The 13,503-nt window shown below is 68.3% G+C and carries 13 protein-coding genes and 1 rRNA gene; 13 read left to right on the forward strand and 1 reads right to left on the reverse strand.

The window, feature by feature from the left end; all coding sequences use genetic code 11:
• Position 1 precedes the first annotated feature (1 nt).
• The 6 genes from argC to AB7V09_RS01950 all read left to right on the forward strand — a co-directional run bounded on the left by argC (position 2) and on the right by AB7V09_RS01950 (position 6,387).
• Positions 2-1,111 carry an N-acetyl-gamma-glutamyl-phosphate reductase gene (gene argC, locus AB7V09_RS01925; RefSeq protein ID WP_419142761.1) on the forward strand — a complete coding sequence of 370 codons (1,110 nt, stop codon included), beginning with the start codon at positions 2-4 and terminating at the stop codon, positions 1,109-1,111.
• On the forward strand, positions 1,108-2,304 hold the full coding sequence (gene argJ, locus AB7V09_RS01930) for a bifunctional glutamate N-acetyltransferase/amino-acid acetyltransferase ArgJ (RefSeq protein WP_419142762.1): 1,197 nt from the start codon (positions 1,108-1,110) through the stop codon (positions 2,302-2,304). The genes argC and argJ overlap by 4 nt, the downstream gene beginning before the upstream one ends.
• A complete protein-coding gene (gene argB, locus AB7V09_RS01935; RefSeq protein WP_009747525.1) occupies positions 2,301-3,227 on the forward strand; it encodes an acetylglutamate kinase in 927 nt (308 codons plus the stop codon). The genes argJ and argB overlap by 4 nt, the downstream gene beginning before the upstream one ends.
• Positions 3,224-4,498 (forward strand): acetylornithine transaminase, encoded by a 1,275-nt coding sequence (locus AB7V09_RS01940; RefSeq protein ID WP_419142763.1) that lies wholly within the window; start codon positions 3,224-3,226, stop codon positions 4,496-4,498. Before argB ends, AB7V09_RS01940 begins: the two co-directional genes overlap by 4 nt.
• The gene (locus AB7V09_RS01945) at positions 4,495-5,082 is read left to right on the forward strand and encodes an arginine repressor (protein ID WP_003786195.1); all 588 of its coding nucleotides are present in this window, start codon (positions 4,495-4,497) and stop codon (positions 5,080-5,082) included. Before AB7V09_RS01940 ends, AB7V09_RS01945 begins: the two co-directional genes overlap by 4 nt.
• A gap of 81 nt (positions 5,083-5,163) precedes the next feature.
• Positions 5,164-6,387 (forward strand): argininosuccinate synthase, encoded by a 1,224-nt coding sequence (locus AB7V09_RS01950; protein WP_040321337.1) that lies wholly within the window; start codon positions 5,164-5,166, stop codon positions 6,385-6,387.
• A gap of 40 nt (positions 6,388-6,427) precedes the next feature.
• Here AB7V09_RS01950 and AB7V09_RS01955 read toward each other — a convergent pair whose 3' ends face one another.
• The gene (locus AB7V09_RS01955) at positions 6,428-7,300 is read right to left on the reverse strand and encodes a formate/nitrite transporter family protein (protein WP_419142764.1); all 873 of its coding nucleotides are present in this window, start codon (positions 7,298-7,300) and stop codon (positions 6,428-6,430) included.
• A gap of 176 nt (positions 7,301-7,476) precedes the next feature.
• Here AB7V09_RS01955 and argH point away from each other — a divergent pair, with 176 nt between their 5' ends.
• The 7 genes from argH to AB7V09_RS01990 all read left to right on the forward strand — a co-directional run.
• Positions 7,477-9,063, forward strand: a complete 1,587-nt coding sequence (gene argH / locus AB7V09_RS01960; protein ID WP_419142765.1) for an argininosuccinate lyase — start codon at positions 7,477-7,479, stop codon at positions 9,061-9,063.
• A gap of 17 nt (positions 9,064-9,080) precedes the next feature.
• The gene (locus tag AB7V09_RS01965) at positions 9,081-9,752 is read left to right on the forward strand and encodes a DNA-3-methyladenine glycosylase (RefSeq protein ID WP_419142766.1); all 672 of its coding nucleotides are present in this window, start codon (positions 9,081-9,083) and stop codon (positions 9,750-9,752) included.
• A 140-nt stretch (positions 9,753-9,892) separates the two neighbouring features.
• A complete protein-coding gene (locus AB7V09_RS01970) occupies positions 9,893-10,318 on the forward strand; it encodes a hypothetical protein (RefSeq protein WP_419142767.1) in 426 nt (141 codons plus the stop codon).
• On the forward strand, positions 10,315-10,875 hold the full coding sequence (locus tag AB7V09_RS01975) for a MarR family winged helix-turn-helix transcriptional regulator (protein ID WP_070511196.1): 561 nt from the start codon (positions 10,315-10,317) through the stop codon (positions 10,873-10,875). The genes AB7V09_RS01970 and AB7V09_RS01975 overlap by 4 nt, the downstream gene beginning before the upstream one ends.
• On the forward strand, positions 10,865-11,479 hold the full coding sequence (locus AB7V09_RS01980) for a class I SAM-dependent methyltransferase (protein WP_419142768.1): 615 nt from the start codon (positions 10,865-10,867) through the stop codon (positions 11,477-11,479). Before AB7V09_RS01975 ends, AB7V09_RS01980 begins: the two co-directional genes overlap by 11 nt.
• Positions 11,480-11,643: 164 nt before the next feature.
• Entirely contained in the window at positions 11,644-12,906 is a 1,263-nt protein-coding gene (gene tyrS / locus AB7V09_RS01985) for a tyrosine--tRNA ligase (RefSeq protein WP_419142769.1), read from the forward strand.
• A 532-nt stretch (positions 12,907-13,438) separates the two neighbouring features.
• Positions 13,439-13,503 (forward strand): 16S ribosomal RNA (locus AB7V09_RS01990); the annotation flags it as partial.

Here is a 13,503-nt window from a genome sequence, read left to right on the forward strand (position 1 = left end):
CATGACTTGGTCAGTTGCTGTTGCTGGAGCCACTGGGTACGCCGGTGGTGAGGTTCTGCGCCTGCTTACGGCCCACCCGAAGGTGGAGGTCGGCGCACTCACCGCGGCCTCGTCCGCCGGCAGTCGGCTCGGTGAGCACCATCCGCACCTGCTGTCCCTGGCGGACCGCATCGTCCAGCCCACCGAGGCGGAGATCCTCGCCGGGCACGACGTCGTCGTCCTGGCCCTGCCGCACGGGGCCTCCGGAGCCATCACGGCGGCCCTTGAGGAGCTCGCCTCGGGCGGCAGCAACGCGCCGCTACTCATCGACTGCGGCGCGGACCACCGCCTGACCAGTCAGCAGGCGTGGGAGGCCTTCTACGGCTCGGACTACGCCGGTGCCTGGACCTACGGCATGCCCGAGCTCCTGCACCACGGCGAGACGCGAGCCCGCGCCCAGCGCGAGGAGCTGGCGGCCTCCAGGCGCATCGCCGTCCCCGGCTGCAACGTCACCGCCGTCACCCTGGCGGTCCAGCCTGGCATCGCCGCCGGACTCCTCGACCCCTCACGGCTGACCGCGGTGCTGGCCGTCGGATACTCCGGTGCCGGCAAGGCGCTCAAGCCGCACCTGACCGCCGCCGAGGCGCTGGGGACGGCGCAGCCCTACGCCGTCGGCGGTACTCACCGGCACATTCCCGAGATCGTCCAGAACCTGGAGGTGGCCGGAGCCGCCGCCGGAGCAGCACGTCTGTCCTTCACTCCGGTCCTGGTCCCCATGAGCCGCGGCATCCTGGCCACCGTCACCGCCCCCATGACTGCCGCCCTGCGCGAGGCCCCTGACCCCGACGTCGCCCTGCGAGCCGCCTGGGATAACGCCTACGGGGCCACCGGTAGTGGCGAGAGCCTCATCCAGCTGCTGCCCGAGGGGACCTGGCCCACCACCGGCACCGTCCTGGGGAGCGGAACCGCCACCGTTCAGGTCACCATCGACCGTGGTGCGGAGGCCGTCGTGGCCATGTGCGCCATCGACAACCTCGGCAAGGGCACCGCCAGCGCCGCCGTTCAGTCCCTCAACCTCGCCCTCGGGCTGGAGGAGACCACCGCCATCACCACCCAAGGAGTCGCACCGTGAGCGTGACCGCAGCACAGGGTTTCCGCGCCGCCGGCGTGCGCGCAGGCCTCAAGGCCTCCGGCAAGCCCGACCTCGCCCTCGTCGTCAATGACGGGCCGCTGGACACCGCGGCCGGGGTGTTCACCACCAACCGCGTCGTTGCCGCCCCCGTGGTCTGGTCACGCCGGCTCCTGGCCGGCCAGGAAGACGGGCAGGCGGGCCACGCCCGCGCCATCGTCCTCAACTCCGGCAGCGCCAACGCCTGCACCGGCGCCCAGGGCCTGGAGGACACCGAGGCCACCGCTGTCCGTGCCGCCGGCCTGCTGGGCGCCGAACCGGACCAGGTCCTGGTCTGCTCCACGGGCGTCATCGGGGAGCGCATCGACATGCCCGTCCTCCTGGAGGGCGTCGACGTCGCGGCCCTCGCCCTGGCCGATACGCCTCAGGCCGGTACCGATGCCGCCACCGCCATCATGACCACCGACACCGTCTCCAAGGAGGACGCCCTCACGGTCGGTACCGGCGAGCAGAGCTGGACCATCGGCGGCATGATTAAGGGCGTGGGCATGCTGGCCCCAGGGTTGGCCACCATGCTCGCCGTCATCACCACCGACGCCGTCCTCACCCCTGAGCAGGCGCAGGACGCCCTGGCCTCCGCCACGATGCGCACCGTCAACCGGATCAACTCCGACGGGTGCATGTCCACCAACGACACGGTTCTCCTGCTGGCCTCCGGAGCCTCCGGTACCACGCCCTCCCAAGACGAGCTCGACGAGGCGCTCACCGAGGTGATGAGCCGGCTCGGCCGGCGCCTGGTGACCGACGCCGAGGGTGCCACCCACGACATCGCCATCACCGTCTCCGGAGCCGTCAGCGAGGAGGCCGCCGAGGCCGCAGCCCGCACCGTCAGCTCCTCCAACCTCCTCAAGTGCGCCGTCGCCGGGGCCGACCCCAACTGGGGGCGCATCCTCTCCCAGCTGGGGACCGTGCCCGAGGACGTGTGCCCCTTCAACCCCGACGAGGTCGACGTCGCCATCAACGGCATCACGATCTTCAGCCACGGCGCTCCCCAACCCAACCGGGACGCGGTGGACATGAGCCCACGCGAGACCCGCATCGACATCGAGCTGTCTGCGGGCCCGGCCCAGGCCACCGTGTGGACCAACGACCTCACTCACGGATACGTCACCATCAACGCGGACTACACGACATGAAACGTACCCCCCTCGACCCACAGACCAAGGCATCCGTCCTGCTGGAGGCCGTGCCGTGGCTGCGCACCTACAAGGGCGCCACCATGGTCATCAAGTACGGCGGCAACGCCATGGTCAACGATGAGCTCAAACGCGCCTTCGCCCAGGACATCCTCTTCCTGCACCAGGTCGGGGTGCGCCCCGTCGTCGTTCACGGTGGCGGACCCCAGATCAACGCGATGCTCAAGCGGCTGGGCATCACCTCGGAGTTCCGCGGAGGACTGCGCGTCACCACTCCCGAGGTCATGGACGTGGTCCGCATGGTGCTCACCGGTTCCGTGCAGCGCGAGCTCGTCTCCCTGCTCAACACCGACGGCTCCGCCGCCGTCGGCATCAGCGGTGAGGACGGTGGTCTCCTGCGAGCCCGGCAGCGGCTGGCCACGGTGGACGGGAACAAGGTCGACGTCGGCCTGGTCGGCGACGTCGTCGACGTCAGTCCTCAGCCCATCATCGACCTGCTCGACCAGGGCCGCATCCCGGTCATCTCCTCGGTCGCCCCGCTGACGACGGACTCCGAGACCGTCCTCAACGTCAACGCCGACACGGCCGCCGCCGCGATCGCCGTGGCCCTCAAGGCCCGCACCCTGCTCATGCTCACCGACGTTGAGGGGCTCTACTCCGCATGGCCAGACCGCAGCACACTGGTGCCCTTCATCAGTACCGCCGCGCTGGAGGAGCTCCTGCCCACGCTCGAGGCCGGGATGATCCCCAAGATGGAGGCCTGCCTGCGGGCCGTCTACGGGGGAGTCGCGCAGGCGCACGTCGTCGACGGACGCCAGGCCCACAGCATGCTGCTCGAGATCGTCACCGACCAGGGAGTCGGCACCGTCATCCACCCCGGAGACGCTCCGGTCCCACCACTGAACGGAGGCAAGAGCCTATGACCCACTCCTCGCAAGCACCGGCACCCACCGCGGAGGCGAAGGGACCCGGCACCGGCAACGCCGGCTGGCTGGCGCGCTACACCGACGCCGTCATGAACACCTTCGGCACCCCGGGCCGGGTCCTGGTCCGGGGGAGGGGCGCCCACGTCTGGGACGCCGACGGTCAGGAGTACATCGACCTGCTGGCAGGCATCGCCGTCAACTGCCTGGGCCATGCGCACCCCGCGATCGTCCGGGCCGTCACCGAGCAGCTCTCCGAGCTGGGGCACGTGTCGAACTTCTTCACCACCCCCGCCCAGGTCGGCCTCGCCGAGGAGCTCGTCCGGCTCACCTTCCCCAACCGTCCCGCTCACGACTCCCGCGTCTTCCTGGCCAACTCCGGCACCGAGGCCAATGAGGCCGCCTTCAAGATCGCCCGCCGCCACGGCGGGAGCCGGCGCCCCCGCGTCCTGGCCCTCCAGGACGCCTTCCACGGCAGGACCATGGGCGCGCTGGCCCTGACCCACAAGGCCGCCTACCGCGAGCCCTTCGAGCCGCTGCCCGGAGGAGTCGAGTTCATCCCCGCCGGCGACATCGAGGCCCTGCGCACCGCGCTGGGGCCGGATGTGGCGGCACTCATCGTCGAACCCATTCAGGGCGAGGCCGGGGTGCGTGAGCTGCCCGCCGGATACCTGGAGGCGGCCCGCGAGCTGACCGAGGCCGCCGGCGCGTTGCTCATCATCGATGAGGTCCAGACCGGAATGGGACGCACCGGCGCCTGGATGGCCCACCACCTGCTGGCCCCGGGCGTCGTCCCCGACGTCGTCACCCTGGCCAAGGGACTGGGCGGAGGAATCCCCATCGGCGCAGTCGTCGCCACTGGGCAGGCCGCCGCTCTTCTCGAGCCGGGGCAGCACGGCACCACCTTCGGCGGCAACCCGGTGGCCTGTGCAGCAGCCCTCGCCGTCATCGGTACCATCCGCAGCCAGGCCCTGCTGGAGCGGGTTCAGCAGCTCGGCTCGGCCTGGTCTAGGCAGCTGGCAGCCGTTGACGGAGTCGATCAGGTGCGCGGCCGCGGCCTGCTGCTCGGCGTCGGGCTGGAGGACGGGCTCCCACCCGCTGCTGAGATCGCCGCTGCCCTGGCGGCCCGCGGCTTCATCGTCAACGCGCCGCGCCCCGACACGATCCGCCTGGCTCCCCCCTTCATCCTCTCCGACGATGACGCCAGGGCGTTCACCACCACGTTGTCCGAGGTTCTTGCTCGGGCACAGTCAGAGAAAGCCGGTTCATGAGCGCCGCCATCGAGGCCTCTCAGCGTGATCTGGAGGCAACGGCCCCCCTGGTGCCCGGGACCAAGACCGCCAGGCACGCCAGCATCGTCCAGATCCTGTCGCGCGAACGCATCCGCTCGCAGGCCGAGTTGCGCAAGGCCCTGGCACAGCGCGGTATCAGCACCACTCAGGCCACGCTCTCACGGGACTTGGTGGAGCTGCGGGCCACGAAGATCCGCGCCCCGGGCGGAGAACTCATCTACTCCATGCCCGAGGCCGGTGCCCCCGGCCAGGTCCCTACTGGTGCCCTCTTAGAGACGGAGGAGACCGAGGACTCCCTGCGCGCCCACACCACCGCCCGCCTGTCCCGGTGGTGCGCCGAGCTGCTGGTCACCGCCGAGTGGGCCGGTCCCCAAGTGGTCCTGCGAACTCCCGCCGGCGCCGCCCAGCTGCTCGCCGGGGCCGTCGACGACGCCATGATGCCCGGCGTCATGGGGTGCATCGCCGGCGACGACACCGTCCTGGTCATCACCCGCGGCGCCCAGGTCGCGGCCGACGTGGCCAGACACCTGCTCGCCCTGGCCGACCCCTCGGCCCGAGCCTGACCTCTCCCCACCACCCTTGACATCCCCCAGTCACCTCGGCGCCGCTGCGGCGGCGTCATCACGAAGAGAAGAGTGATCCCATTGAGCATCCACAAGGACCGTGTCGTCCTGGCCTACTCCGGAGGCCTGGACACGTCCGTCGCCATCGGCTGGATCGGCGAGGCCACCGGTCGTGAGGTTGTGGCCGTCGCCGTCGACGTCGGCCAGGGCGGCGAGGACCTTGAGGTGATCCGTCAGCGAGCCCTCGACTGCGGCGCCGTCGAGGCCTATGTCGCCGACGCCCGCGACGAGTTCGCCAACGACTACTGCATGCCGGCGCTCAAGGCCAACGCCCTCTATGAGGGGACCTACCCGCTCGTCTCGGCCCTGTCCCGCCCCGTCATCGCCCGTCACCTGGTCAAGGCCGCCCGCGAGTTCGGCGCGCACACCGTGGCGCACGGCTGCACCGGCAAGGGCAACGACCAGGTCCGCTTCGAGGTCTCCATCACCTCCATGGCCCCCGACATGGACTGCATCTCCCCAGTACGCGACCTGGCGCTGACCCGTGACGTAGCCATCGACTACGCCGAGAAGCACAACCTGCCGATCGAGACCACCAAGCACAACCCCTTCTCCATCGACCAGAACGTCTGGGGCCGCGCCATTGAGACCGGGTACCTCGAGGATCTGTGGAACGCCCCCACCAAGGACGTCTACGTCTACACCGATGACCCCGCCTACCCGCCCCTGCCCGACGAGGTGATCCTGACCTTCAAGGAGGGCATCCCCGTAGCGATCGACGGGCGCGACGTCAGCCCCCTGGAGGCGATTCAGGAGCTCAACCGCAGGGCCGGCGCCCAGGGCGTGGGGCGTATCGACATGGTCGAGGACCGGCTCGTGGGGATCAAGTCCCGCGAGATCTACGAGGCCCCCGGCGCCGTGGCCCTGATCGAGGCGCACCGGGCGCTCGAGGCCGTCACCCTGGAGCGCATGCAGCACCGCTACAAGCGGAGCATGGAGCAGACCTGGGCCGATCTCGTCTACGAGGCCCAGTGGTACTCCCCGCTCAAGCGCTCCATGGACGCCTTCATCGAGGATACGCAGCGCTACGTCAACGGTGATATTCGCATGGTCCTGCACGGCGGTCGGGCGACCGTCAACGGGCGCCGCTCCGAGACGGGCCTGTACGACTTCAACCTGGCCACCTACGAGAGCGGAGACACCTTCGACCAGTCCTCCTCGCGGGGATTCATCGAGATCTACGGGATGCAGTCCAAGCTCGCCGCCGCCCGCGACGTGCGCGCCGGCAACGATCGGGGATTCTGACTGAGCCGCACCGCCGGTCCCACCACCTCGAAGCACTCGGCTACGTGGCCGCTTGCGCCTCGTTGTGGTGGGGCTGGCGGCGCAGCCAGCGGGAGTCGTCATTGGCGTAGGCGTAGTAGCCGCCGATCAGCAGCCCTCCGCCCACGAAGTTGCCCAGCAGGGCCACAGCCACGTTCCCCAGCGCCGGCAGGACATCGATCCCGTGCGTCAGGCCGACGACGGTGAACAGGACCGTGTTGGCCACGGAGTGCTCCAGGCCGAGGAAGGCGAAGACGAACACGGAGATGAGCATCGCGAAGATCTTGGACCAGTCCTCGTGGATGAAGCCGTTGTAGATGAGGAGCATCGCCAGGTTAATCATGAAGTTGCACAGGACCGCCCGCACGAAGAGGTCCCCGATCCCCGAGGCCGACGACAGGTAGTGGAGCTTGGCGGCCACGGAGTGCACGGCCTGCTCGCCGGTTGCCGCCCCCACGAGGGTGGAGAAGCGGTACATGGCCGCGAAGACCAGCCCTCCGGCGAAGTTGCCGGCCAGGCACATGACCAGCACCCTCAGGGCCCGCCACGTCGAGATCCGCTTGTAGTAGTGGCCGATGGCCACCACCATCATGTTGCTGGTGAGCAGCTCGGACTTCGTGTAGTAGATGAAAACGAGAGCGGGGCCGAAGGACAGAGCCCCGAGCATCTTCCCGATCCCCGCCAGCGAGGTGTTTCCGACGCGCAGGCCGTCGAAGACGCCGACGATGGCGTAGTTCACGATATAGAAGACCGCCACGATCATGCCGGCCATGGCCGCGCGCATGAGATAGCGGTGGGCGATCACCCCGGTCATCCGGGTCTTGGTCTCGAGGGCCTCGAGCACGGTGGAGATGAACTGCTTGCCTGGGAAAAGTGCGTCTTGTTCGGCGGGCATTGGCTCATCATGGCATTGCGTGCCAACCGAGATACAGGCCTTTCTTCCTTCCCGTTGGTCGGGGTTGCTGGTCCTGGTCCCGCTTCCGTATCTTCCTCAAGATTGCGTGGGTCGTTTTGTCTACGAGCCACGACAGGGCCTGTCCAGACTGATCGTTGAGGAACCTGTGCGGGCAGATGGGCCATGATGGAGCCATGAGTCAGTTCTCCAGCCAGTCCGCTCAGCCATCCGCTGCCCAAACCGTCGCCTCAGAAGCTCAGCAGGACGCGACCCCCGCCGGCGTCAGCCTGTGGGGCGGACGCTTCTCAGGAGGACCCGCCGACGCGCTGGCGGCCCTGTCGGTGAGCACCCACTTCGACTGGCGCCTGGCCCGCTACGACATCGCCGGCTCCCGGGCCCACGCCCGCGCCCTGGCACAGGCCGGTCTGCTGGATACGGGCCAGCTGTCCGGCATGCTGGAGGCCCTGGAGCGTCTCGAGGCCGACGTCGTCGCCGGCATCTTCGCCCCGGAGGCCACCGACGAGGACGTCCACACCGCCCTGGAGCGCGGCCTCATCGAGCGCGCCGGCGACGACCTGGGGGGCCGTCTGCGTGCCGGGCGCAGCCGCAACGACCAGATCGCCACCCTCATCCGCATGTACCTGCGCGACCAGGCCCGCCACGTTGCCGGACTCATCCTCGACGTCGTCGATGCCCTCATCGACCAGGCCGCCCAGGCCTCCGACGCCATCATGCCCGGACGCACCCACATGCAGCACGCCCAGCCGGTGCTCGTTGCCCACCAGCTGCTGGCTCACGCCTGGCCGCTCATGCGTGACGTCGAGCGCCTGGAGGACTGGGACTCCCGTGCCGCCGTGAGCCCCTACGGCTCCGGCGCGCTGGCGGGCAACACGCTCGGCATGGACCCCGATGCCGTGGCCGCCGACCTCGGCTTCGAGGCGGCCGTGGAGAACTCCATCGACGGTACCGCCGCTCGCGACGTCGTCGCCGAACTGAGCTTCGTCCTCGCGATGGTCGCGGTGGACGTCTCGCGCCTGAGCGAGGAGGTCATCGTCTGGAACACCAAGGAGTTCAACTTCGTCACCTTGGACGACTCCTACTCCACGGGCTCGTCCATCATGCCGCAGAAGAAGAACCCGGACGTGGCTGAGCTCGCCCGCGGCAAGGCCGGGCGCCTCATCGGCGACCTGACCGGGCTGCTCGCCACCCTCAAGGCCCTGCCCCTGGCCTACAACCGGGACCTGCAGGAGGACAAGGAGCCGGTCTTCGATGCTGTCGACACTCTGGCCGTCCTCCTGCCGGCCGTCAGCGGCATGGTGAGCACGATGACCCTCCACTACGAGCGCATGGCGGAGCTCGCCCCTCAGGGGTTCTCCCTGGCTACTGATATCGCGGAGTGGCTGGTTAAGAACGGTGTGCCATTCCGCAGCGCCCACGAGATCTCCGGTGCCTGCGTGCGCGAGTGCGAGAAGCGCGGCATTGAGCTGTGGGACCTGACAGATGCCGACTTCGCCGCCATTGATGAGAGGCTCACCCCGGGGGTGCGGGAGGTCCTCTCAGCCGAGGGCTCGGTGGCGGCCCGTACCGGGCACGGCGGCACCGCCCCGGTGCGTGTGGTGGAGCAACTCGCCCGTGCCATCGCCCGCAGCGCCGAGCTGCGAGTCTTCGCCTGGGAGGGCTCCCTGCTGGACGGCCCCGCCGGTCCCCAGTGGCCCGAGCCCAGTGAGACCGATGAGGGGTGGGGCGAGGAGGACCAGGACTGAGCCGGGGCGGCAGGACGATGCCGGGTGATGGCGTGAGAGAGACGGCGACCGAGCTGAGCGCCGAGGTCGCCTCACTGCTCAGATGTGACAGTCTGGAGGCGGCCCCGGCGCTGCTGGGCGCCGTCATCACCGTTGCCGACTCGGCCGGGCGTGTCGCGATCCGCCTGACCGAGGTGGAGGCCTACCGCGGCGAGAAGGACCCGGGCTCCCACGCCTTCCGGGGACGCACGGCGCGCAACGCCTCCATGTTCGAGGCCGGCGGGTGCATCTACGTTTACTTCACCTACGGCATGCACCATTGCCTCAACATCGTCACCGGACCTGCCGGGGTCTCACGCGCGGTGCTGCTGCGCGGGGGAGAGGTCGTCGAAGGGCTCGAGCAGGCCAGGGGACGCCGCCCCGCAGCCCGCACTGACCGCGACCTGGCCCGTGGCCCGGCCAGACTGTGCGCCGCACTGGGACTGGACCGCTCCGACGACGGCGCGCTGCTGGGCGGGCCGGGATCACGCATCTGCCTGACGCTGCCGCAGCAGGCACCGGATGCCGGACGCATTCGCCGCGGACCGCGCACCGGGGTGGCCGGCCCCGGGGGAGACGGAGAAGCCTTCCCGTGGCGCTTCTGGCTGGACGGAGAGCCCACCGTCTCGCCATACCGGCCGGCCGTCACCAGGCGACGCTCACAGGGCTGAACCTCGCCGAGCTCGACTCCGATGGGTCTCCACTTGCCCACGCCACTCCTGTCCGCTAATAATGGGTACACAGATTATCGTCGCAAAGACTATTTGTGGTGCGGAACCGCCGAGCGCGGAGGACGAGGAAGGGGACGGCCATGTGGTCGACTGAGTGCCAACGGACAGTGGATCTCCCGGCGGAGGTCCTGTGGGAGACCTGGATCAAGGTTCTCTCCGGTGACATCGAGCTCCCCCAGGGAGATCGCTACGAGCCGCGCGAGCCCGTGGGACCCGGCGCCTCGATCACGATGACTCCGGAGGGCCAGGACAGTATCGAGATCACGGTGATCCGCTGGGAACCCCCTCATGTCCAGGCGGACCGGGTCTCCTACGGGGGAGTGGAGCTGACCTTCACCCACTCCTTCATACCCGCGCAGACACAAGGGAAGAGCGTTGTGACCACCCGCCTCGACATCGACGGCCCCGGTGCCGACGATGTAGGCCCGACGATCGGTCCGGGAATCGCCGAGGACTTTCCGCAGGCCATCGACTCGCTCGTTGAGGCTGCTAGGGTCGATATGTGAAGACAAGGTTCCAGGGTCCTGAGGCGAGCCCCGGCTTCCTCATGTGGAGGGCCGCGCTGGCCTGGCAGCGAGACATCGCTGCCGCCCTGGAGCCAGTTGGACTGACACACTCCCAGTTCGTCCTCCTGGCCTGCACGCAGTGGCTCGAGGAGCACGGGGACGGGGCCAGCCAGGTGATGGTCGCGACCCAGGCGGGAATGGACGTGAAGACCACCAGCCAGGTGCTGCGCCGGCTGGAGCGGGCCGGTCTGGTGTCGCGGCAGCCGGATCCCAAGGACGCCCGTGCCCGGATCGTGACCATGACAGCGGCAGGGAGAGATGTCGGGGCCCGGGCAACGCGTTTGGTGGAGGACGCCGATGAGGCGTACTTCGCTGCCGTGCCCCACCTGCGCGAGGCACTGCTGCGTGAAGCCGGCGTCGTAGCGCGCGGATCAGCGACGCAGCCCAACGCGGAAACCGCTGCGTCTACCGACCGGGCTGAGAGCCCCAAGACCTCGAGCGACACAGCCGGTCCGACCACGGCGGCTGCTCCACCAGGCTCCCGCAGTGGCCAGTGACTACTGGAACCACAACGTCGCCTTTCACCGGCGCATCGTGCGGGACGCGGCGCTGCGCGGTGGAAGCGCGCTCGATGTCGGATGCGGTGACGGGCTCCTGCTCGCACGTCTGGCGGCGGTGTGCCGGTGCGCCGTCGGACTTGAAACCGACGAGCAGGCAGTGGCTCGAGCGCGCAGACGTCTCGAACGGACTCCGCAGGCCGAAGTGCTGCTCGACGACGTCATGGATCTGGACCTTCCTCAGCGCATCGGCACCTTTGAGACGGTCACCTGCGTGGCCACGCTGCACCACCTCCCACTGGAACCCGCCCTGGTGAGGCTGAGTCAGCTGGTGGCACCCGGTGGGCGTCTGATCGTCGTCGGCTTGGCCGCCAACAAGAGCCTGTGGGACTGGACGCTGTCCGCACTGGCCGTCCTGCCTCTGCACGTGGTCGGTGCCCTGCGACGGGAGAGCTCAGACATCGGTGTGGTCACTCGTGTTCCACGAGAGTCCCTGGCCGAGATTCGTAGGGCGGCAGTCCGGCTGCTTCCCGGGGCCAGGACGCGACGGCGCTTCTACTACCGATACACCCTCATATGGGATCGCCCGACTGAGGGCTCGTGAAGGCTCCCCGTATCCGGCTCACGGCTCCGTGGCCCGGCCTCTTCGTGGAAGCCGAGCCGGAGCATGGCAGACTATCTGCGCCGGAGGTATCAGCCGGACCCGAGCGTGACGCGCCGGGATCATGCGTGCGGCAAGCACGACAACCCACGGAAGGCGACTGGACAGTGACGGACATCCTGGACGAACTGCAGTGGCGCGGGCTCATCGCCCAGCACACCGACATTGACGCGCTGCGAGCGGCGCTCAGCGACGGGGCCGTCACCTTCTATTGCGGGTTCGACCCCACGGCGCCGAGCCTTCACCACGGGCACCTCGTAGCCGTCAAGGTCATGCGCCATCTTCAGCTCGCCGGGCACCGTCCGCTGGCACTCGTGGGTGGGGCGACCGGCCTCATCGGCGACCCGCGCGCCAAGGGGGAGCGCAGCCTCAACACCAAGGATGTTGTCGCAGGCTGGGCGGCCAGCCTGCAGGAACAGCTCGAGAACCTTCTCGACTTCAGCGGGGACAACCCGGCGCAGATCGTCAACAACCTGGACTGGACCCAGGCGATGAGCGCCATCGACTTCCTGCGGGACCTGGGCAAGCACTTCCGCATGGGCACCATGCTCTCCAAGGACATCGTCGCCCGGCGCCTGGCCAGCGAGGAGGGCATCTCCTACACCGAGTTCAGCTACCAGGTCCTCCAGGCCAACGACTACCTCGAGCTCTACCGACGCTATGGCTGCACCCTGGAGGTCGGAGGCAACGACCAGTGGGGCAATCTCGTGGGCGGGATGGACCTCATCCACAAGGTCGAGGGCGCCTCGGTCCACGTCATGACCAACCCGCTCATCACCAAGGCCGACGGCACCAAGTTCGGTAAGTCCGAGGGCGGGGCGATCTGGCTCAACCCCGAGATGCTCAGCCCCTACGCCTTCTACCAGTTCTGGCTCCAGGTCGACGACGCCGACGTCGTGCGCTTCCTCAAGGTCTTCACTTTCCTGGAACGCGAGGAGATTGAGCGCCTGGAGGCGGTGACGGCCGAGAACCCGAAGGCACGTGAGGCGCAGCGGGTTCTGGCGCACGAAGTCTGCACGTGGGTTCACGGAGCCGACGCGACTGCCCAGGCCAAAGCGGCGACCTCCGCACTGTGGGGCCGCGGCGACCTCGCCGACATCGATGAGGCGACGATCCTGGCGGCCACGGCTGATCTCGCCTCCGGTGACGTGGCAGTCGGACAGACCACGATCGTGGACTTGCTCGTGGGTACGGGGCTGGAGCGCGGGCGCAATGCGGCCCGCAAGACCATTGCCGGAGGCGGGGCCTACATCAACAACGTCAAGGTGGCCGACGAGACCGCGGTCATCGGTCCCGAGCACCTGCTCGCCGGGGGAGTGGTGCTGGTGCGCAAGGGACGGCGGAACCTGGCCGTCGGACGTGCGGTTTAGGCTCCACCGTCAAGGGAAAGCCTTACCTTGCGAACACGGTTGTTGAGCGGTGACGATGCCTTGTGGGCACCGTCACCGCTCATCAGTTTGACGGGTTGGTGGTCGGTGCGTAATGTTCTCTCCGGCCCGAAACGGGGAGGATGAATTTCCTCAGACCGGCCGGGGACTGAGAACTGAAGAGAGCCGAAGAGAGACGAGGGTCACCGCCCATTCGTTTGACTCAGAGAATCCGGCTCGCTAAAGTTTCTCAGGCGCTTCTGAGAGCGAAGCGAAAGGCAAAATGCCTTACGATAAGTTCTCGGTGGGTGTGTTGTTTGAGAACTCGATAGTGTGTCATGTTTTTTATGCCATGGCCCTGGGGGCTGCGCATGATTTTGGTTGTGTGTGGTTGTTGGGGTTTTGTTTTGTTTTGGTTTGCCTGGCCCTTGTTTTGGGGTTGGGTTGGGCCTGGTCTGGTTTTCTGGACTGTTGTACTGACTTTGGGTTCTGGCTGGCTGTTTGTGGTTGGTTGGGGCTTGAATTTTGTTGGTTTTGTTTGGAGAGTTTGATCCTGGCTCAGGACGAACGCTGGCGGCGTGCTTAACACATGCAAGTCGA

Origin of the sequence: Actinomyces sp. SKVG-SVH-4(1) (assembly GCF_048514265.1) — a bacterium.
Taxonomy (GTDB): domain Bacteria; phylum Actinomycetota; class Actinomycetes; order Actinomycetales; family Actinomycetaceae; genus Actinomyces; species Actinomyces oris.